Here is a 19,806-nt window from a genome sequence, read left to right on the forward strand (position 1 = left end):
GTCCAGCGAAAACCGGGTCGGACGGCAGCCCTGCTGCCACCATCCGGCCCGAACACCGACATACGAGGAGGCTGCCCGTGAAATCCGGTATCGATCAGGGCTACGTAAAGCGAATCCTGCACGAACTGCTCGAGATACCCAGCCCCACCGGCTTTACGGATCATATCGTGCACATAGTATGTCAGGAGCTGGAACAACTCGGCATTCCGTTCGAACTGACCCGGCGCGGTGCGATCCGCGCAAACCTCAAGGGAAAGAAGTCTTCCTCTGACCGGGCGGTCGTCAGTCACCTCGATACGCTCGGTGCGCTGGTAAAGGACATCAAGGACAATGGACGTCTGGCCCTCGTGCCGGTGGGTACGTGGTCCGCGCGCTTCGCCGAAGGGGCGCGCGTGACGATCTTCACCGATCACCAAACCCACCGCGGCACCATTCTGCCGCTTAAGGCATCGGGGCATACTTACAACGATGAGATCGACAAACAGCCGGTCTCCTGGGACAACGTCGAGGTCCGCGTCGACGAGACCATCCATTCCCATCGCGACCTGATACGCCTCGGATTCAATATCGGGGATTTCGTCGCCGTGGACAGCCAGCCCGAATTTCTGGCGAACGGTTACATCAACGCGCGCCATCTGGACAACAAGGCAGGTGTCGCGGCCATGCTTGGCGCCGCCCGGTCGTTGGTCACCAACAAGGCCACACTGCCCGTCGACTGCCACCTTCTCTTTACCATCTCCGAAGAAGTCGGGTCCGGCGCATCGGCCGTGCTCCACGGCGATGTCGCCGAGATGCTGTCGATCGACAACGGCACCGTCGCGCCGGGCCAGAACTCTCAGGAATTCGGCGTTACTGTCGCAATGGCCGACAGTTCCGGGCCGTTCGACTATCACCTGACGCACCGGTTGATCAATCTGTGCCGCGACAACGGCATAGCGTTCCAGCGGGATATTTTCCGGCACTACTTCTGCGACAGCGCGTCGGCGGTCGAGGCCGGCAACGATATTCGCAGCGCTCTGGTCTGTTTCGGAGTCGATGCCTCTCACGGCTACGAGCGCACCCACATGGACGCCGTCATTTCGGTGGCCCGACTGATCGATTGTTACGTCCAGAGCGACATGCTGTTCAAGCGCGACCGCAAAGCGCTCGGACCTGTCGGCGACTTCCCGGACCAGACGGCGGAATCGCTTGAAGACCTGCAGACGGACCCGGTTTTCGAGCGGATGGAAACCAAGCCGAATACCGAAGCCGGACAATGATCAAATTTTTCTTGCCGCGCTTGTTGAGAGTCGCAATCGCGCCGCATGAAGTGTACACTTGCTTGGCCGTCGGCCGGGGTACACGCCAGTTGTGCCCTAACAACGTCGGTTTTAGGCGAATGGGGCTTACAAGAGTCCCCCAGTGGAGTTGGTTTCTTTGATGAACGAGCGTCGTTTTTCCAAACGGCCCGATCCGTCTCAAAATGGCGTTTCGGCCGTCGTAAAGTGGTACAATGCGTCAAAAGGGTTCGGGTTCGTACAACCCTCAGACGGATCGCCGGACGCATTCCTGCATGTTTCCGTGGTCGAAGCAGCGGGTTACAACGATATCGCCGAAGGGGCGACGATCGAATGCGACCTCGCCAGCGGCCCCAAGGGCGCCCAGGTTGCATCCATACATACTGTCGATCTCTCCACGGCCGGCCCCTCGCAACCGCGCGCGCCTCGCGGCGCCCCACGCGGCAATGATGGTTACGGCGGCGGCGGCTATGGCGGCGGTGGATCGTCCTACGGCGGCGGCGGTTCGTATGGTGGCGGATCGTCCTATGGCGGTGATTTCAATAGCGGACCGACCGAGAGTCTCGCCGGCACCGTGAAATTCTATAATGCCGCCAAGGGCTTCGGTTTCATCACTCCCGATGATGGCAGCCGCGATGTGTTCGTTTCGGCCAAGGTCCTTGAACGGGCCGGCGTCATGGGTCTCGATACAGAGCAGCGCGTGCGGGTCAGCACCCGTATGGGTCAAAAAGGACCGATGGCCGAAAGCCTTGAGCTAATCTAGTCTTCCAACCTTTTTCATAGCCTTTTTGGCTATACTGAACGCCCCCGATCTTGTCGGGGGCGTTTTTGTTTTGTGAGATCGCCCAGGCGGTCACACCGCGCGAGTATAAACCAGACCCTGGCTATCGCTCAGCACGATGCTTTGTGCGGCCTCGCATTGCTCCAGGCCCCGCGTGCAAAGAGCAATCTGCCACGCTGTCGAACTCAGGCCATCAATTGGCAGATCCCTTGCCGGTGTCAGCGTTACCGGCCCTCCCTCCATATTGCACAGGAACAGCATCTGCTCGCTGCCATCGGGGCTGTTGCGCAGGCCATAAAACAGCACGGTGCCGTCGACGGGCCAGCGGACATCAAAGACGTCTTTGGCTGACAAGGCCCGGCGCAACCATGGACGCTCGCGCCGGAATGCGCGAAGAGACCGGTTGAACGCCGTCTGGCTGCTGCTCAACGCGGTCTTGTAGTAGCTGATATTACAGTAGTCGTGAAGGTCGTCCATGAATGCGCGTGCGACCGTTTTCAGCGCCGGAACGTCAAGGTTCTCGGGTCCGGCAAGTTTCGGATCGACGACCGACAGAATGGTCACGATCGATTGCAGATCGTAGTCGGTGGTGACGACGGCAGCCTGAAGCATCCGAAGAAAGCGGCGAATCTCCGACAGTTCCGCGAAACCATGGTCCTTCAGCCGACGGAAATTGCCTGGATGGCTGTAGTGGTCTTCATCGACCTGCCAATCCATGAAACCCGCCTCTTCGGAGACCACCTTTACTCCATAGGCGTCGTCGGTATTGCGAATGAAGCCCCAGGAGGCGCGCATGGAGGCATTGATGAAATCCATGGGAATGCCCGGCATCATCGCATAGGTAAACAGGCTGGCCGCCGGATTGTCGTAGGCCGTCTCGATGATGTCCTGAAGCGTGTCCCCCAACCGTGTGTTGATGCGCTGGGTCGTCTCGACCTGATAGCCGCGCCGCAGCGTGTCGTGGTTCGCCGTACCGGAAATCCACTGGTCTCCGACCGACATGATTTCACGGATGCGCCAGAACTTGGAAATCCAGAAGGTATACAGAAACGGCGTATTGTGCGCGAAGGTCAGGGGCCCCCACTGGACCGCGTCACCCTCGCCCTTCTGATTCTTGACCACATCCCGATATGTCGAAGAAAGTTCCCAATCTTCCTGCGGCCATGGCCGGCCGTCTTCGAAAATCATCCACGGGCGATAGCGAACGCCGCAGACCTCCTGAACGACATCCCCCATCTCTGCCAGATATTCGTCGTCATGGCGCAACACATGGTTCTCGTGGTCATAGTATTTGAAGTCCTGCGCACCATCGATCCGCACGCCGTCCGCGCCGAGATTGATCTTCCGGCGTTGCATCTCCAGCATGATCGCCCGCACCACCGGATGGCGATAGTTCATATCCTGGCCGTACATGTTCGGGCCGGTGAAGAAATGCCGTGAAATCAACGGCACCGCCTGATTGTCGGCATGACCGAAAACAACGTCGAAGATCAGCTTGATCGGGCCGGTTGGAAAGTTGTGCAGCGTTGCAGAAAAATCGACCAGTTCGTCGGGTCGTGCCGTTTCCAGCAAGGTCGGATTGACCGCCGACGACGCCGAAATCAGAATGTCGTATCCCCAGTTGGTCATATCCGGGCGCAGAAGATCGACGGCGAGGTGATCCGAGCGGTCTGCCCCGTCAATATCCTCCGGTATGTCCCCCGGGGCACCCTCCCGGTCATCCTTCCGGTCAACCCCGGGGCTCTCGACGGCGACCTCCGACCAGAAGCTCGGCCCCGCTTCATATTCGATCGTCGGTTCCACCGGCAGCAATTGAACGGCGTCATAGCCGACAAACGGTTCTTCCTCGGCGACCAGATCGATGCCGCTGCGCAGTTTGTCGGCAATGACCGTGTAAATGCGGTCGAGGCCGGAAATCGTACCCGCGGCGGACGCCGTCGGGACGTGTATCTGGAGTATATTGAGCGGCGCCGACATGCGTAAGGGTTCCGCATTGTCAATCGAAGCACCGAGCGATCGGTAATAGTCGCTGTCCGTACGTTGCTCCTGCATGGTCGCAACGTCATAGACTTCGGCCGGTGCAAATGCCCCGAACGGTACACTATGGGCCAGATAGTCGGCGACGGTCCGCCATTCGCCGTCACGGCTGCGATAGCGCAAGCGGTAGAAGCTGCCGGTTCTGTCGCGCGTTCCGGCGCGGACATCGGCCACCACGGCCCAGGCAAACTCTTCATGCCGGGCAATCGGGACGGCATGCCGCCGGAACCGGACCTGCTGCCGGCGCGCGCGAAGACTGAGGTCGTCGGGCGGGTCGAGGATTTCCAGATAGGCGTCTTCCGGCGACACCCGCTGCTCCGCCAGCTCCGGTGCCCAGAACCCGAATGCCACTGAACCATCGGGACGGCAATGCGCGCCGAAGCGTTGGGCCAGCGTCCGGGCCGCCGCGAATGGCGTCGTGCGCTCCCTCAGCACGCCCGCACACCATTCAACGATGGCCGCAGTTTCGTCCTCCAGCAGCCGAGGACCGCTCGTCCCGGATCCCACGGCGTCTTTCGCATCTTCCGTCGGCCGGTCATTCATGGCTGGCGCCCCTGATGTCGTTTGCAAAGATTGTCCTTTATTTACATGACCGTCCGCTTCCGACAACCCCCGGCTGCTCCTGACCGGTCGGCCTGAAAACCCTTTTAAGTAGATTTTTAAACTCCGCACGCCCTCAAGGGATGCTGTTCAGTGAAAATCGACGGATGCGACTCCGGTTCAGTTTGTGACAACAGCCCCATTCCGGTATAACCGCCCCGCTGTTCGGTACGGACCAGATGTATGCGTGATGACGAATCGCCTTCCGCCGACGTCACGCAGGGGGGTACGGACCGGCCAGCCCCACGAAGCCCGGTGCCGGGCGCAGACAGAAGCGGCGACCACGTAAGGAGAACGGCTGATGGGTGCCTCGACTGGCACTGACACCAGAACGACCCCGCTTGGCTGGGCCATGGCGGCGATTCCGTTCGCGCTGACGATCGCGTTTCTGAGTTTCGAACCGGCCATCGCCCGCGGTGAGCCCGTGCGATTCGCCTGGCAATGGGTTCCAGCGCTGGGTGTCGACCTCTCTTTCTATATCGACGGGCTGTCATTGTTGTTTGCGGTTCTGATCAGCGGAATCGGCACCTTTATCTTTATCTATTCCGGCGCCTATCTCGCGGGTCACCCTCAACTCGGCCGATTCTATCTCTATCTGCTGGGGTTCATGCTCTCGATGCTGGGCCTGGTTTTGGCCGACAACATGATTACGTTGTTCGTCTTCTGGGAGCTGACCACCGTCACGTCCTATCTCCTGATCGGATTCAATAATGACGATTCCAGAAGCCGGTGGTCGGCGCTTCAGGCCCTTGTCGTCACCGGCGCCGGGGGCCTGGCGATGCTGGCCGGCTTCATCATCCTCGGCGAAGCGATGGGCACGTATGAGCTTTCCGAGATCAACGCCATGGGCGATGCGGTCCGCAATCACCAGGCCTATGTGCCGATTGCGATCCTGATTCTCCTCGGCGCGCTCACGAAATCGGCGCAATTCCCGTTCCATTTCTGGTTGCCAAATGCCATGGCGGCGCCGACGCCTGTCAGCGCATATCTCCACTCGGCCACCATGGTCAAAGGCGGCATCTATCTGATGGCGCGCATGCATCCCTCGTTGTCGGAAACGTCGCTATGGATGTGGACGCTGACGATTCTCGGCGCCATCACCGCCGTATGGGCGTCGATCATGGCCCTGCGCCAGACCGATATGAAGACGATGCTCGCCTATACAACGCTGATGGCACTGGGGACGCTTACGCTTTTCCTGGCGTCGTCATCCGAGGCCGCGATCACCGCGGTGGCGACCTTTATCGTCGTTCACAGCCTCTACAAGGCCGGCCTGTTCATGGTCGTGGGCATTATCGACCACGAAACCGGCACGCGCGACATCGAAGAGGTCGGCGGCCTGCGCGGCTTGCTGCCAATCACGGCCGCCGCGACCGCCGTTATCGCACTGTCCATGGCCGGCCTTCCGCCTTTCATAGGGTTCATCGGCAAGGAACTGCTGTATCAAAGCGCGCTCTACGCCGGCACTCCTGGATGGTTCATCGGGATCGCGGCCTTTGCCGCCAATGCCATGATGGTGGCCGTCGCGTTGCTGCTGACGGTCCGGCCGTTCCTGGGCGGGCTGAAGCCGACGCCGAAGAAGCCACACGAGGCGCCGATACGCATGTGGATCGGGCCGGCATCGCTCGCGATTCTGGGTCTCGTATTGGGGCTGCTGCCCGGACGCCTCGACCGTGGGATCGTCACGCCGACCGTCGAGGCCATTCGCGGCGAGGCGGGGGCGTACGGGCTTGCCCTGTGGCACGGGGTCAATACCGCTTTGCTACTCTCGGCGCTGACAATCGCCGTCGGTTACGCGATCTACCATTTCTGGCCCGGCATCAGGCGCTGGCTGAACAGAACGCTCGGCCGGCTTCCCATCGGCGACGACCAGTTCGACCGGGTGCTGGTCGGACTGGTTCTGCTGGCCGACCGTCAGACCCGACTGCTTCAGAGCGGCATCATGCGCCGTTACCTGCTGACCGTATTCGCCACCATGGCGACCGTACTGATTGCCACGATGATCTTCCGGTCGCCATTGGCCTGGCCAAGCGACCTGACCCCGGTTGCCTTCTATATATGGCCGATCGCGGCAATGATCGTGGTCGCGACCGTGGCCGTTCTGCGGACCAATTCACGGATGGCCGCCATTTGCGCCCTCGGGGTCGTCGGAACCGCCATTGCACTGCTGTTCATGATCTTCGGCGCGGCGGACGTCGCCATGACCCAGTTGATGGTCGAAATCCTCGTGGTCGTCATCATCGCGCTGGTACTGCCGAAGCTGCCGAATTTCAAGGGCACCGACCATCGGGGGCGCGCACGGGACGCGGTCGTCGCGATCTCCATCGGCGCTGTCGTCACCCTGATCATGATCAGTATGGTTGCCGCGCCGATGGACATGAGCCTGACGGAATTCTTCACCGCGGCCAGCTATCCCGAGGCGCGGGGTCACAATATCGTCAATGTCATTCTCGTCGATTTCCGCGCGCTGGATACGTTCGGCGAGATCGCCGTCGTCGGGATAGCGGGTCTCGCCTGCTTCGCCCTGATCAAGTTCCGCTCCACTCGGTCACGATCAGCCGGCACCGCCACTGAGACCGACGCGACCTCGACAGGAAGGGGCTGACATGCACAGCGTGATCCTTCAGACCGCCACCCGCTTCCTGGCGGCACTGATGATCGTCTATTCGATTTTCATGCTCCTTCGCGGTCATGACGAACCGGGCGGCGGCTTTATTGGCGCCCTGGTCGCTGCAACGGCCTTCGCGCTGTATTCCCTGGCCTATGGCCCCGCGGACGTCCGCAAGGCGCTGCGCGTCGATCCGCGGTATCTGTCGATGGGCGGACTGGGAGCAGCCCTGCTGTCCGGACTGATGGCTTTGATCGACAACGCGAACTTCCTGACGGGCGTCTGGTTTCCGATAGAGCTCGAAGGCGGCGGGTACATTCCCCTTTCCAGCGTTCTCCTGTTCGATATCGGCGTCTATCTCGTTGTGCTGGGTGCCGTCCTCACCCTGCTGCTGGCCGTTGAGGAAGGAAGCACATAGCATGGAAATCATCTTCTCACTTCTGACCGGTGTGCTGATCGCCGCGTCGACCTATCTCATGCTCGGCCGCAACATGATCCGCTTCATCTTCGGCCTGATCCTGCTTTCCAACGCCGCCAACCTCATCCTGTTCACTGCCGGACGTCTGACCTGGGGCATTCCGCCTCTCGTGCCGGACGGGATGTCGGTCCCGGACGGCCCGGTCTCCAATGCCCTGCCACAGGCATTGATCCTGACCGCAATCGTCATCTCGTTCGGGCTGCTCGCCTTCGCCATGGTTCTCGTCTACCGCGCCTACCAGGAACTGGGCACCGTCGACACAGACAGCATGCGTGTCGCCGAGCCGGAAACGGCGCCGGCCACGGCTGCCAGCGCGCCGATCCGCGAGCCCGAGACCAGGCCGGCGCCGATGCTGGAGCAGGAAACCAGCCACTTGACCGCCGACCGGGCGTCTGATGCGACGCCGGAGGGACTGCACGTATGACATGGCTCCCCGTTCTTCCGATCGTCATCCCGATGGCGACCGGCGTCCTCGCCTTCCTGGCCGGCGGATCGCCAGCACTCCAACGCCTCGTGGCGCTGATCGGCGCCGCCGCCCTGTTGATCGTTTCGGTCGTCCTGACGGCAGAGGTCATGACCAACGGCATCGTCGCGGCACAGATGGGCATGTGGCAGGCGCCATTCGGCATCACGCTGGTCGTCGACCATCTCAGCGCCGTGATGGTCCTGATCACGGCCATCACCGGTCTGGCCGTTCTGATCTATGCCTTTGCCGACATCAGCGAAGGCCATGTCCATTTCGGGTTCCATCCCCTGCTGCAGCTTCTGCTGGCCGGAGTATGTGGCGCTTTCACCACAGGCGACGTCTTCAACCTGTATGTCTGGTTCGAGGTAATGCTGATTTCCTCGTTCGGGCTGCTGGTTCTGGGCGGCACGCGCGAGCAGCTTGACGGCGGCATCAAATATGTTGCGCTGAACCTCATCTCCACCGTGCTGTTCCTCGGCGCCATCGGCATTCTCTATGGAATGACCGGCACGCTGAACATGGCCGACCTGCACCTGCGCGTGCAGGAGGTCGAAAACGGCGGATTGCTGACCGTCGTTGCGATGATGTTCATGATCGCGTTCGGTATCAAATCTGCCGTGTTCCCGCTGTTCTTCTGGTTGCCTGCCAGCTACCACACCCCTCCGGTCGCCATATCGGCTGTTTTTTCCGGACTGCTGACCAAGGTCGGCGTTTACGCCATGATCCGCATGTTCACGCTGATCTTCACCGAGGACGTCGCGTTTACGCACACAGTGCTGCTGTGGGTCGCCGGGCTGACGATGATAACGGGCGTTCTCGGCGCTGCAGCGCAGAACGAAATGCGGCGCATCCTGTCGTTCCATATCGTCAGCCAGATCGGCTACATGATCATGGGATTGGCCCTTTATACGCCGCTCGGGCTTCTGGGGGCCGTCTTCTATCTGGTTCACCACATCATCGTGAAAGCCAATCTGTTCCTGGTCGCCGGCGTTGCCAACAGACTGGCCGGATCATTCGAACTCAAGAAGATCGGCGGCCTCTACAAATCCAGCCCCCTATTGGCTGTCCTGTTCCTGATACCGGCATTCAGCCTGGCCGGATTCCCCCCGCTTTCCGGCTTCTGGGCCAAGCTGATTCTTGTGCAGGCCGCGATCGAGATACAATCCTGGGCCATCGTCGCCGTCGCTCTGGTGGTCGGCCTGCTGACGATCTACTCGATGACAAAGATCTGGGCCGAGGCTTTCTGGAAGCCGCATCCCAAGGGCTTCGACCCGGATATGAGCGGCGTCGCCGGATCGGCCGCAGGTGTGCCCACGATCAGCCGCCGCGATATCGCCATCCTGATCGCGCCCATAGCCGTGCTCGCGACGATGACGGTCATCATTGGGCTCTATGCCGCGCCTTTCGTTGATTTCGCAGCCGCGTCGGCGGCAGAGTTGCTGGATCCGGCGCCCTACATTGCCGCGGTACTCGGGGACGCGCCACTGGGGAGTGCACAATGAATCTGGCAATTCTCAATATCCTGTTCATGCTTGGCTGGGCGCTGGTCACAGGCTCATTCTCGATACTCAACCTGGTGTTCGGGCTGCTGGTCGGATTTCTCGGCCTCTGGGCCACGCGGCCGCTCTATGGCGACACCGATCATTTCACCGTCATCCCGCGGGTCATCGGCCTGATCCTGTTCTTTCTGAAAGAACTGCTCGTTTCCAGCGTCCGCGTGGCGCAGGATGTGCTGACGCCAACCCCCAGGAACCGTCCCGGCATCATCGCCATCCCGCTTGAGGCCAGGACGGATGTTGAAATCACCTTGCTCGGGAACATGATCTCGCTGACCCCCGGAACCTTGACGCTGGAGGTCTCGCATGACCGGCAAACGATGTATGTCCACGCAATGTTTCTGGACGACATCGAAGCCGCCAAGGCCGAGATCAAGGGCGGCATGGAGCGCAGAATTCTGGAGGTAACGCGATGATAATCGTCGAAAGTCCGATCGTCGCCGGCGCCCTGGTCGTGTCATTCATCCTGGTGCTGGCCGCATTGGCGCTTGCCGTCCTGCGTCTCATCAAGGGTCCGACCATGGCCGATCGGGTCGTGGCGCTCGATCTGGTCACGATCATATCGGTCGGCTTCATGGCGCTGTTTTCGCTGGCCGCGCATCAGGACGCCTTCCTTGACGTGGCGATTACCCTTGCGCTGGTCGGGTTTCTCGGCACTGTCGCATTCGCCCGCTATGCGGAGCGGCGCGCCGCCAAGGGCGCATCCCATCAGGACCTGGATGACTGACCCGAATCGGCCCCCCGATCGGCCCCCCGATCAGCCAAGGAGAGCGCCATGACAATCGTTCTGGAGATAATGACCGCAGTTCTGCTGGTCTCCGGTGGCTTCTTCACCTTCGTCGCCGGTGTCGGCGTCGTGCGGCTGCCGGACATTCTGATGCGGATGCACGCATCCACAAAAGCCGGAACGCTGGGCGTCGGATTGATCTTTCTCGGTCTGGCCTTGTATTTCGGCGAACTCAGTGTCGCATCCCGGTCGATTGCCGCGATCGTCTTCCTGCTTATCACCGCACCGGTCGCGGCGCATATGATCGGCCGCGCCGCATACAAGACCGGCATTCAGCTGACGAACAGGACCGTGATCGACGAATATCAGGCCGCGTGCGATCGCGGCGAAGCCGGTGGCGACCTGCAGCCGGATTTTCAACTGACACCCACCGATATTCCGGAAACCGAGACGCCGCCGCGCTGATCCCGCTCCGGCCCGGTGACACTCCAGCCCGATGATACCCGCAGCGGTCCTTTACGGATCGAAAGCGGCAAATATCCGTGGCATGAGTGTCGCTGTCGTCTCGGTGATATCGCGTGTCGCAGACGCCATAGCATCACACCCGCCATCCCCTAACCTGAGGAAAGGACAAGGGCTTCGCGGCCGGCACCGCGCCCCGTCCCGCAATTCAGCGCGTTTCGAGGGGGAGAGCAGGAATGGTATCATTGGGAACGATCCGGGCCGGCTGGGGCAGCGCGAGCACCGTCGCAGAGTCATTCGTCGTGACGGAAAACGAGCGCATTCGCTCGTTCCTCGACGGGACGTCGATCGAAACGCTGCCCGCCGTCGCGGCAAAAACAGACTGCTTCCGGGCGCTGGTACCTCAGGGCACCGCAGTCTACATCGCCTGTATTCCCGGCACCGATCCGAACGCGATGATAGCGACGGCCCGCCGTTTGTCCGACGAGGGCCTGGTTCCCGTCCCTCACCTGCCGTCGCGCGGTTTCGAGAGCCTTGTCGAGTTCGAGCGCTATCTGGGGAGACTGGTCGAGGAGGCCGGCGTCACCCGCGTTCTCGCGCTGGGCGGCGACGCGGACAGGCCGGCAGGACCCTTCACCGAAACCATGGACATGCTGCGCACGGGGCTGTTCCAACGCTTCGGCATCGGGCGCATCGGCGTAGCCGGTCATCCTGACGGCAACCGCGCCATCCCCGCCAACATCGTGGCGCGCGCCCTTGCCGACAAGCAGGCATTCGCGGATGAGACCGGCATCGATGTCCATATCGTAACGCAGTTCAGTTTCGATCCCGACCGGATCGTCGCGTGGGATCGGTCGCTGCGGGCCTCGGGCATCCGGCTGCCGATTCATATCGGCATGGCCGGCCCGGCCAAGCTCCAGTCACTGATCAAATACGCTGCTATGTGCGGTGTGGCGACATCGGCCCGAATGTTCAGCAAGCAGGCATTCAATCTTGCACGGATGGCCAGCGTGTCGGCCCCGGATCAAATGACCCGCGCGCTGGCGACCTACCGAGCCGAGGATCCGGACGCCGGGATCGTCGGCGCCCATCTGTTCACTTTCGGCGGCCTGCGACGGGCGGCGGATTGGCTGGAAGCCGCACGTGCTGGCGAATTCAGTCTCACCCGCGACGGCTTCACCGTAGAGCGAAGCCTCGGCTGAACCATTGACGCGGCGGTAGCCTCGGCTATCGCCGCCTTTGGGATGCGCGCCAACATCAGGGCTGGTCGATTGCCCGGATTGCCGCATCCGGATAACCCTGACGCCGGGCATCCAGGCCCCGGACCCGCCGTCCGACCAATCAACCGATATTGACCCGTACCCGCTCCTCTCTCGGCGATCGGCCGTATTGCTCGCGATAGCATTTGGAGAAGTGCGACGCGGAGACAAAGCCGCAGGCCAGGGCGATGTCCACGATCGGCATTTCGCTTTGATACAAGAGGTGCTTTGCCCGCTCCAACCGCAGCTCCAGATAGTAGTGCGCGGGGGCCTTGCCGAGATGCTTTCTGAACAGGCGCTCCAATTGCCGACGCGACAATCCGATATAGCCAGCCAGCGTATCCTGGTCGAGCGGCTCGCTCAGATTGCTTTCCATCATCTCGATCGACGCGATGAGCTTGGGATTGTGGATGCCGAGCCTCGCCCGCAACGGCAGACGCTGCTTGTCGTCCGGACTGCGTATCCGGTCCATCAGGCATTGTTCTGAAATGCGGGTGGCGATGGTCTGTCCATGCCGCCGCGTAATCAGATAGAGCATCATATCCAGGGCCGACGTGCCGCCGGAACAGGTACATCGGGTGCGGTCGATCTCGAACAGGTCGGAAGAAACGACGATTTCGGGAAAAGTCTCCCGGAAGCTGCCGAGGTTTTCCCAGTGTATGACGCATTTGTATCCGTTGAGCAGCCCTGCCCGGGCAAGCACATGCGCACCGGTACACACGGCTATGAGCATCGTTCCCTGACGCTCCAGCAGGCGGAGCCAGCCGAATACTTCGGGGTCGCGATACCGTTCGACGCCCAGACCCGAGCAGACGACCACCATGTCGGGCCGCCGCCGCGGACCTTGCTGGCGAAAGGCCTCTGACATGGACATATCGGCCGACACGACCGTCCCATTGCTGGCCTTCACGGTGCCGCCATCCTTGCTGACCAGCGTCCACTCGTAAAGCGTGCGGTCCGCAACACGGTTGGCGATGCGTATCGCCTCCATTGCCGAAGAGAACGCGATCAGCGAGAAATTCGGTATTAGCAGAAATGCGACCGATTCCGGGCGCTCAAGGTCGGGGGACTGCGGGATCATGTCGTCGATCGGCCTATTTCTGACGATTGCGCTCAGGTGCAACCCGCATGCCGACCGGACGTTCCGTGAGGCAGCGATTCAACTAGTCGGTATCACAGCCGCAGCCCCTGCGCGAGTAGCTAATATCGCCCGGCACAACATCTATTGGAAAGAAACCGAAAGCATAGGAGGGTGTTCAGGTCGCTATCGGAAAGTGTCGCGCCCGGTGCACGAGGCGTCGCGATTTCAGGATCATCAAGGCGGCACTCGTGCCACGTTTTCCAACTGGACGGATGTGTATATAGTCACGTCCTGGCGGCGATAGGCGAATCGGCAGTGCCGCGACCCGATGATGGCACATTTCAATCAAGGAACTTTACTTATGGATGCTGAGGTCAAGGACGTTCAGAAAGCCGAAGCGCCCGTCATGGGGTCGGATATCGAGATCGCCCGGCAGGCGAAGATGCTTCCGATCTCCCGGGTCGCTGCCGGGCTGGATATTCCGGCGGATGCGCTGTTCAACTACGGACCGCACATCGCGAAACTGACACCCGACTTCGTGGACAGCCTGCAGGGCAGGCCCGAAGGCAAGCTGATCCTGGTCACGGCCATCAGCCCGACTCCCGCCGGAGAAGGTAAGACGACGACGACCGTCGGCCTTGGCGACGGGCTCAATCGAATCGGGAAACGCGCCGCGATCTGCCTTCGGGAACCATCGCTGGGGCCCTGCTTCGGAATGAAGGGCGGCGCAGCCGGCGGCGGATATGCGCAGGTCGTTCCGATGGAGACGATCAACCTTCATTTCACGGGCGACTTTCATGCGATCAGCACGGCCCACAATCTGCTCAGTGCCCTGATCGACAATCATATCCACTGGGGTAATGAACTGGGCATCGATTCACGCCGCATTTCGTGGAAGCGGGTCATGGATATGAACGACCGCGCGCTGCGTCAGATCACGGTCGGCATGGGCGGCGTCGGCAACGGATATACCCGCGAGGACGGTTTCGACATCACCGTCGCATCCGAAGTCATGGCGATCTTCTGCCTCGCCAACAATCTGAAGGATCTCGAAGAACGCCTTGGCGCCATCGTTGTCGCCTATACACGCGACCGCCAACCCATTCTGGCGCGCGACCTGAACGCCAACGGCGCCATGACCACGCTTTTGCGCGATGCCTTCATGCCGAATCTGGTGCAGACACTCGAAAACAACCCGGCCTTCATCCATGGTGGCCCATTCGCCAATATCGCCCATGGCTGCAACAGCGTGACAGCGACGAGAACGGCGCTCAAACTGGCCGATTACGTCGTGACCGAAGCCGGGTTCGGCGCCGATCTCGGCGCGGAAAAGTTCTTCGACATCAAATGCCGCAAGGCCGGCCTGGCACCGTCCGCCGCCGTGATCGTCGCCACGGTCCGGGCATTGAAAATGCATGGTGGTGTGGATAAGGCGCAGCTGGGCGAAGAAAACGTCGAGGCCGTCACAGCGGGATGCAGCAATCTCGGCCGGCATCTCGACAATATGGCGCGGTTCGGTGTGCCGGTCGTCGTGGGCATAAACAGGTTCGTCAAGGATACCAAGGCCGAACTGGATGCTGTCGTCGCCTATTGCAACGAACGCGGTGTCGAAGCCTTTATCAACGCCCATTGGTCCGACGGTGGCGCCGGGATCGAGGCAATGGCCACCCGCGTCGGCGAATTGGCCGACGGTGATCAGGCGCGGTTCAGGACGCTCTATCCCGACGACATGCCTCTCGGCGAAAAGATCCGGACGATCGCACGCGATCTCTATGGCGCCGCCGACGTCGCCATCGATAGCCGGGTCACGAAGAAGCTGGCCCAGTTCGAAGCCGACGGCCATGGCCGGCTGCCCGTCTGCATGGCGAAGACCCAGTACAGCTTTTCAACTGATGCCGGTCTGCGCGGAGCGCCGGAGGGGCATATCATACCGATCCGCGACGTGCATCTTTCCGCCGGCGCCGGCTTCGTGGTCGCGCTGTGCGGGGAAATGATGACGATGCCCGGCCTGCCACGCACACCGGCCGCCAATGTGATCAGATTGAACGACAAGGGCGAGATTGAAGGATTGTTCTGACCGACCGCCGTGCGTCAGCCTCTCTGGCGCGCCGGTGCATGCGAGCACCCTTGCTGTTCGGGCAATTCGGAGGGACCTCAGATCCTCAACCCGGTTGCCGGGTCGAACAGCTTGGTGCGCGCCATGTCGACTTCGAAACGATAGCGGCTTCCGACCGGTGCCTTGTCCTGGGGATGAACGCGCGCTATCGCTTCGATGTCGCCCAGTGGGAAAATCAGCAGCGTGTCCGGCCCGGTCGGCTCGACGACCGTTATCTCCCGTTCAAAGACGAAAGGGTCGGAACCGGGCCGGTTGGTGCCCTCGCGATTGACGATTTCCGGGCGAAACCCGAGAACGAGCTCTCGGCCGACATGGGAGCCGGCGGATGCTTCCATCGTCGCGGGTAGTGGAAAGCGGACCGTACCGTAGTCGTCAATCACGTCGAGGATCAGGCCATTGTCGCGCACCAGCGTGCCCGTGATCAGGTTCATCGAGGGTGACCCGATGAAGCTGGCCACGAACAGGTCGATCGGGTCTTCATAGATCTCTTCGGGCCCCGCGATCTGGCGGATCGTTCCGTTGTCCATGACAGCGATACGGGTGGCCAGGGACATTGCCTCGACCTGATCGTGGGTCACATAGACAGCCGTCTTGCCAAGCCGCTGATGCAGTTTCTTGATTTCGGTGCGCATTTCGACCCGAAGCTTTGCGTCCAGATTGGACAATGGTTCATCGAACAGGAACACGTCCGGATCGCGGACCAGGGCACGGCCCATGGCAACGCGCTGGCGCTGCCCACCGGAGAGCTGCCCCGGCTTGCGATCGAGCAATGTTTCGATATGCAGCAGGTTCGTGACGTTCGCCAAGGCCTTTTCGCGGGCGTCCCTGGCGACGCGGCGCGTAACCATGCCGAAGGTAATGTTGTCGCGAACGGTCTTCGTCGGATAGAGCGCATATGACTGGAACACCATGGCGATGTCGCGATCCTTTGGCGCGATATCGTTCACCTTGCGATCCGCGATGAAGATGTCGCCAGCCGACAATGTCTCCAGCCCGGCAATGAGGTTGAGCAACGTCGACTTGCCGCAGCCCGACGGTCCGATCAGGACGACGAACTCGCCCTCGTCGATCTCCAGGTCGATACCCTTGATCACTTCATTGGCGCCGAAAAATTTGGTGACGGTATCGAGCTTGACGGTCGCCATCGGGCTATCCTTTGACTGCGCCGGCGGCCAGGCCGCGAACAAAGTATTTTCCAGCAAAGATGTAGACGATCAATGTCGGAACGGCCGCAATGATAGCCGCCGCCATGTCAACATTGTACTCCTTGACGCCCGTAGACGACGCCACGAGGTTGTTGAGCGCCACAGTGACCGGATTGGAATCGCCGACGGTAAAGGCAATGCCGAACAGGAAATCATTCCAGATCTGGGTGAATTGCCAGATGACGGTGACGACGATCGCCGGCAGCGACATGGGCAGCACCACCCTGAAGAAGATGCCGAAGAAACCGGCGCCGTCCACCTTGGCCGCTTGCACGATCCCGTCGGACACACCGACGAAGAAATTCCGGAAGAACAGCGTCGTGAACGCCAGCCCGTAAACGGTATGGACCAGAACCAGGCCCCACACCGAACCGGCCAGCCCCAGCACTCCAAGCGTTCGCGCCATCGGCAGCAGCACGACCTGAAAGGGGATGAAGGCGCCGAACAGCATCAGCCCGAAAATGAGATCGGCCCCGCGAAACCGCCATTTGGTCAGCGCGTAACCGTTGATGGCGCCAAGCATCGTGGAAATCGCAACCGCCGGCACGACCATCATGACCGAGTTCAGGACATAGGGGCTGAGCCCGGCGCAACGGACGCCGACACACGCAGAGCCCCACGCCCGAAATGTCGGCTCCAGAGTCGGCGCCTGCGGCAGACTCAAGAGTGTTCCGGTACGGATTTCATCCAGCGGCTTCAGTGCGGTGATCACCATGACGATCATGGGCATCAGGTAATAAAGGGCGAACAGGCCGAGGATGGAGAAGAGCAGCCAGCGAAGAAACGTGTTGGAGGCCGATTTCGGACGGACGATCCCGTGTGTCTGGCGACGTCTCATGCTGCCGTTCATTTGCGTTCGCTCCGCAATTCTGAATACAGATACGGCACGATGATCGCCATGATCGTGATCAGCATCATGACGGCGCTGGCGGCGGCGAGACCGAGTTCGCTGCGCTGGAACGCATACGAATACATGAATGTCGCGGGCAGATCGGTGGCGATGCCGGGTCCGCCGGCGGTGAGCGCCACAACCAGATCGAAGCTCTTGATGGCGAGATGAGCCAGAACAATGAACGCCGACAGGAAAACGGGCCGCAGCATCGGCAGGACGATGCCGACATAGGTCCGCCACGGACCGGCGCCTTCGATCGCCGCGGCTTTGATGATCTCGTCATCGATCGATCGCAGCCCGGCCAGAAACAGGGCCATGACATAGCCCGACGACTGCCAGACACCGGCAATCACGACTGTATAGATCGCCATATCGCGGTCGACCAGCCAGGCGAACTCGAAGCTCGTGAAGCCGATATCGTGCATCAGCTTCTCCAGACCGAGCGTCGGATTGAGAATCCACTTCCAGGCCGTACCCGTAACGATGAAGGACAACGCCATCGGATACAGATAAATGGTGCGCAGGACCCCTTCGGCCCGAATGCGCTGATCGAGCAGGATGGCCAGCACGATCCCGATCACCAGGCAGATGACCATGAAAAGGACGCCGAATATGAAGAGGTTCTCAAGAGCAACGAACCAGCGCGGCGTGTTCCAGAGTCTCTCATACTGCGCAAGACCCGCCAGGTCGTAGTTCGGCATCATACGCGAACCGGTGAACGAGATGTAGACGGTCCAGGCGATGAAGCCGTAAACGAAGAACAGGCTGGCGGCAAAAGAGGGGGCAACGACCACCTTGGGCAGCCACACATCCACGCGCCGCACACGCGCGAGCCATACGCTCGGACGGGCCATCTTTCGTCTCCGATGGGCGGGCGGAAGAAAGCGGACGGGTGGGGCCACGTACCAGCACCCGCCCGTCCGCCGACGAGAAACGATCTACAGCGACCGCTCGATAGCACTGACGAGTTGTTCGACCGCTTCTTCGGACGACATGTCCGAATTGAAATGTTCTGTCACGACGTCCAGAAATTCGCCCCGGACCGATCGCGGAACCGCCATCTCATGCGCCATGCTCGGAACCAGAGTGTCGGCTTCGATCGCCGCGGTCAGATCGGCCTGCGATTGCTGGGCGCACATGTCGAACTCCTCCAGCGACACGTCGACCCGCGCAGGGATCGACCCCTTGGCAAGATTGAAAGAGCGCTGGAACTCCGGTGACATGATCAGACCGGCCAAGACCTGTTGCCCTTCAATGCGATCATCGCCGCTGACCTCGAAGAATGCGAAGGAATCGGTGTTCAGAATGAACGCTTGTCCCGGAGCCGGGGCGCAGAGGAAGTCTTCGCCGGGCACCTGTCCGGCGGCCAGGAACTCACCCTTCGCCCAGTCGCCCATGATCTGAAACGCGGCTTCGCCATTCATCACCATCGATGTCGCAAGATTCCAGTCGCGGCCAGAAAAGCCCGGATCGACGAAACCGCGCATGATGCGCATCTGGTCGAAAACGGCGATCATCGTGTCGCTCTGGAGAGCATCCATATCCAGATCGACCAGGGCCTGGCGATAGAAGTCGGCGCCCCCCAGCCCCAGCACGACCACTTCAAAGATCGTCGCGTCCTGCCAGGGTTGCCCACCATGGGCCAGCGGTGTGATGCCCGCTTCCATCAGGCTCTCTGCCGTGGCGTTGAATTCTTCCCAGCTCGTCGGCATCTCCGCGCCGACTTCTTCGAGAAGGTCGGGATTGGCCCAGATCCAGTCGACACGGTGGATGTTCACCGGTGCCGCAACATAGCGACCTTCATACTGCATGATTTCGGCCAGCGCCGGCGGCAGGACATCATTCCACCCATCGCGCATCGCGACATCGTCGACATCCGCAAGCACACCCTCCGCCGCCCACTCATGAATACCCGGGCCTTTCAATTGAACGGCGGTCGGCGGATTTCCGGCAACAACCCGTGCCCGTAATGCCGTCATCGCGGCATCGCCGCCCCCGCCTGCAATCGGAGAGTCGATCCAGGTGCCGCCCTGCTCCTCGAAGGACGCTTTCAACTCGCCCACTGCTCTGGCTTCTCCGCCGGAGGTCCACCAATGAAGCACCTCAACCGTTCCGGCGGACTGAGCCGGACCGGCACCGGATAGTGCAACCAGACCGAACCCGACGCCCAGCGCCGTACCTACATTTAGCCGTTGCATGATGATACCCTCCCCCAAAAGGATGGAATTCTATTTGGTATAGCTGGGAGGTTAACCAACAAA

The 19,806-nt window shown here is 61.1% G+C and carries 17 protein-coding genes; 11 read left to right on the plus strand and 6 right to left on the minus strand.

Annotated features, from left to right (window positions below; genetic code table 11):
* Nucleotides 1–77: 77 nt before the first annotated feature.
* Together ABZ728_RS05600 and ABZ728_RS05605 are read left to right on the plus strand one after the other, a co-directional pair.
* Nucleotides 78–1,259, plus strand: coding sequence for an osmoprotectant NAGGN system M42 family peptidase (locus ABZ728_RS05600; RefSeq protein WP_366654939.1), 1,182 nt, complete (start codon nt 78–80; stop codon nt 1,257–1,259).
* Nucleotides 1,260–1,419: 160 nt separating this feature from the next.
* Nucleotides 1,420–2,040: a cold-shock protein gene (locus ABZ728_RS05605; RefSeq protein WP_366654941.1), complete on the plus strand. Its 621-nt coding sequence runs from the start codon at nt 1,420–1,422 to the stop codon at nt 2,038–2,040.
* A 90-nt stretch (nt 2,041–2,130) separates the two neighbouring features.
* Here the strand turns inward: ABZ728_RS05605 and gghA are convergent, their stop codons facing one another.
* Nucleotides 2,131–4,638: a glucosylglycerol hydrolase gene (gene gghA, locus ABZ728_RS05610; protein ID WP_366654943.1), complete on the minus strand. Its 2,508-nt coding sequence runs from the start codon at nt 4,636–4,638 to the stop codon at nt 2,131–2,133.
* 358 nt (nt 4,639–4,996) lie between these two features.
* Here gghA and ABZ728_RS05615 point away from each other — a divergent pair, with 358 nt between their 5' ends.
* From ABZ728_RS05615 to ABZ728_RS05650, 8 genes are all read left to right on the plus strand, one after another.
* Complete coding sequence (locus tag ABZ728_RS05615) at nt 4,997–7,300, plus strand: putative monovalent cation/H+ antiporter subunit A (RefSeq protein ID WP_366654944.1); 2,304 nt, start codon at nt 4,997–4,999, stop codon at nt 7,298–7,300.
* A gap of 1 nt (nt 7,301) precedes the next feature.
* Nucleotides 7,302–7,721, plus strand: coding sequence for a Na+/H+ antiporter subunit B (locus ABZ728_RS05620; protein WP_366654946.1), 420 nt, complete (start codon nt 7,302–7,304; stop codon nt 7,719–7,721).
* 1 nt (nt 7,722) lies between these two features.
* Entirely contained in the window at nt 7,723–8,205 is a 483-nt protein-coding gene (locus tag ABZ728_RS05625; RefSeq protein WP_366654947.1) for a Na+/H+ antiporter subunit C, read from the plus strand.
* The gene (locus tag ABZ728_RS05630; RefSeq protein WP_366654949.1) at nt 8,202–9,749 is read left to right on the plus strand and encodes a Na+/H+ antiporter subunit D; all 1,548 of its coding nucleotides are present in this window, start codon (nt 8,202–8,204) and stop codon (nt 9,747–9,749) included. Before ABZ728_RS05625 ends, ABZ728_RS05630 begins: the two co-directional genes overlap by 4 nt.
* Nucleotides 9,746–10,219 (plus strand): Na+/H+ antiporter subunit E, encoded by a 474-nt coding sequence (locus ABZ728_RS05635; RefSeq protein WP_366654951.1) that lies wholly within the window; start codon nt 9,746–9,748, stop codon nt 10,217–10,219. The genes ABZ728_RS05630 and ABZ728_RS05635 overlap by 4 nt, the downstream gene beginning before the upstream one ends.
* Nucleotides 10,216–10,530, plus strand: coding sequence for a monovalent cation/H+ antiporter complex subunit F (locus ABZ728_RS05640; protein ID WP_366654953.1), 315 nt, complete (start codon nt 10,216–10,218; stop codon nt 10,528–10,530). Before ABZ728_RS05635 ends, ABZ728_RS05640 begins: the two co-directional genes overlap by 4 nt.
* Nucleotides 10,531–10,578: 48 nt before the next feature.
* A complete protein-coding gene (mnhG, locus tag ABZ728_RS05645) occupies nt 10,579–10,995 on the plus strand; it encodes a monovalent cation/H(+) antiporter subunit G (RefSeq protein WP_366654955.1) in 417 nt (138 codons plus the stop codon).
* A gap of 233 nt (nt 10,996–11,228) precedes the next feature.
* The gene (locus ABZ728_RS05650) at nt 11,229–12,194 is read left to right on the plus strand and encodes a methylenetetrahydrofolate reductase (protein WP_366654956.1); all 966 of its coding nucleotides are present in this window, start codon (nt 11,229–11,231) and stop codon (nt 12,192–12,194) included.
* Between the two features lie 139 nt (nt 12,195–12,333).
* On the opposite strand, the gene ABZ728_RS05655 is transcribed toward ABZ728_RS05650, so the two are convergent.
* The gene (locus ABZ728_RS05655; RefSeq protein ID WP_366654958.1) at nt 12,334–13,332 is read right to left on the minus strand and encodes a GlxA family transcriptional regulator; all 999 of its coding nucleotides are present in this window, start codon (nt 13,330–13,332) and stop codon (nt 12,334–12,336) included.
* A gap of 406 nt (nt 13,333–13,738) precedes the next feature.
* Here ABZ728_RS05655 and ABZ728_RS05660 point away from each other — a divergent pair, with 406 nt between their 5' ends.
* The gene (locus ABZ728_RS05660; RefSeq protein ID WP_366655100.1) at nt 13,739–15,409 is read left to right on the plus strand and encodes a formate--tetrahydrofolate ligase; all 1,671 of its coding nucleotides are present in this window, start codon (nt 13,739–13,741) and stop codon (nt 15,407–15,409) included.
* Between the two features lie 77 nt (nt 15,410–15,486).
* On the opposite strand, the gene ugpC is transcribed toward ABZ728_RS05660, so the two are convergent.
* The 4 genes from ugpC to ABZ728_RS05680 form a co-directional block, all read right to left on the minus strand.
* Nucleotides 15,487–16,593: a sn-glycerol-3-phosphate ABC transporter ATP-binding protein UgpC gene (ugpC, locus tag ABZ728_RS05665; RefSeq protein ID WP_366654959.1), complete on the minus strand. Its 1,107-nt coding sequence runs from the start codon at nt 16,591–16,593 to the stop codon at nt 15,487–15,489.
* A 4-nt stretch (nt 16,594–16,597) separates the two neighbouring features.
* On the minus strand, nt 16,598–17,491 hold the full coding sequence (locus ABZ728_RS05670; protein WP_366654960.1) for a carbohydrate ABC transporter permease: 894 nt from the start codon (nt 17,489–17,491) through the stop codon (nt 16,598–16,600).
* Nucleotides 17,492–17,499: 8 nt separating this feature from the next.
* Nucleotides 17,500–18,399 (minus strand): sugar ABC transporter permease, encoded by a 900-nt coding sequence (locus tag ABZ728_RS05675; RefSeq protein ID WP_366654961.1) that lies wholly within the window; start codon nt 18,397–18,399, stop codon nt 17,500–17,502.
* An 84-nt stretch (nt 18,400–18,483) separates the two neighbouring features.
* On the minus strand, nt 18,484–19,743 hold the full coding sequence (locus tag ABZ728_RS05680) for an ABC transporter substrate-binding protein (protein WP_366654963.1): 1,260 nt from the start codon (nt 19,741–19,743) through the stop codon (nt 18,484–18,486).
* Nucleotides 19,744–19,806: the final 63 nt, after the last annotated feature.

It is taken from the genome of Fodinicurvata sp. EGI_FJ10296 (genome assembly GCF_040712075.1).
Taxonomy (GTDB): domain Bacteria; phylum Pseudomonadota; class Alphaproteobacteria; order DSM-16000; family Inquilinaceae; genus JBFCVL01.

What these genes read in the sequence shown, in the direction of transcription:
- mnhG (WP_366654955.1), top strand. Translation starts at nt 10,579, where the DNA reads ATGACAATCGTTCTGGAGATAATGACCGCAGTTCTGCTGGTCTCCGGT.
- ABZ728_RS05655 (WP_366654958.1), bottom strand. Translation starts at nt 13,332, where the DNA reads ATGATCCCGCAGTCCCCCGACCTTGAGCGCCCGGAATCGGTCGCATTT.
- ABZ728_RS05635 (WP_366654951.1), top strand. Translation starts at nt 9,746, where the DNA reads ATGAATCTGGCAATTCTCAATATCCTGTTCATGCTTGGCTGGGCGCTG.
- ABZ728_RS05625 (WP_366654947.1), top strand. Translation starts at nt 7,723, where the DNA reads ATGGAAATCATCTTCTCACTTCTGACCGGTGTGCTGATCGCCGCGTCG.
- ugpC (WP_366654959.1), bottom strand. Translation starts at nt 16,593, where the DNA reads ATGGCGACCGTCAAGCTCGATACCGTCACCAAATTTTTCGGCGCCAAT.
- ABZ728_RS05660 (WP_366655100.1), top strand. Translation starts at nt 13,739, where the DNA reads ATGGGGTCGGATATCGAGATCGCCCGGCAGGCGAAGATGCTTCCGATC.
- ABZ728_RS05620 (WP_366654946.1), top strand. Translation starts at nt 7,302, where the DNA reads ATGCACAGCGTGATCCTTCAGACCGCCACCCGCTTCCTGGCGGCACTG.
- ABZ728_RS05670 (WP_366654960.1), bottom strand. Translation starts at nt 17,491, where the DNA reads ATGAGACGTCGCCAGACACACGGGATCGTCCGTCCGAAATCGGCCTCC.
- ABZ728_RS05650 (WP_366654956.1), top strand. Translation starts at nt 11,229, where the DNA reads ATGGTATCATTGGGAACGATCCGGGCCGGCTGGGGCAGCGCGAGCACC.
- gghA (WP_366654943.1), bottom strand. Translation starts at nt 4,638, where the DNA reads ATGAATGACCGGCCGACGGAAGATGCGAAAGACGCCGTGGGATCCGGG.
- ABZ728_RS05605 (WP_366654941.1), top strand. Translation starts at nt 1,420, where the DNA reads ATGAACGAGCGTCGTTTTTCCAAACGGCCCGATCCGTCTCAAAATGGC.
- ABZ728_RS05615 (WP_366654944.1), top strand. Translation starts at nt 4,997, where the DNA reads ATGGGTGCCTCGACTGGCACTGACACCAGAACGACCCCGCTTGGCTGG.
- ABZ728_RS05680 (WP_366654963.1), bottom strand. Translation starts at nt 19,743, where the DNA reads ATGCAACGGCTAAATGTAGGTACGGCGCTGGGCGTCGGGTTCGGTCTG.
- ABZ728_RS05675 (WP_366654961.1), bottom strand. Translation starts at nt 18,399, where the DNA reads ATGGCCCGTCCGAGCGTATGGCTCGCGCGTGTGCGGCGCGTGGATGTG.
- ABZ728_RS05640 (WP_366654953.1), top strand. Translation starts at nt 10,216, where the DNA reads ATGATAATCGTCGAAAGTCCGATCGTCGCCGGCGCCCTGGTCGTGTCA.
- ABZ728_RS05630 (WP_366654949.1), top strand. Translation starts at nt 8,202, where the DNA reads ATGACATGGCTCCCCGTTCTTCCGATCGTCATCCCGATGGCGACCGGC.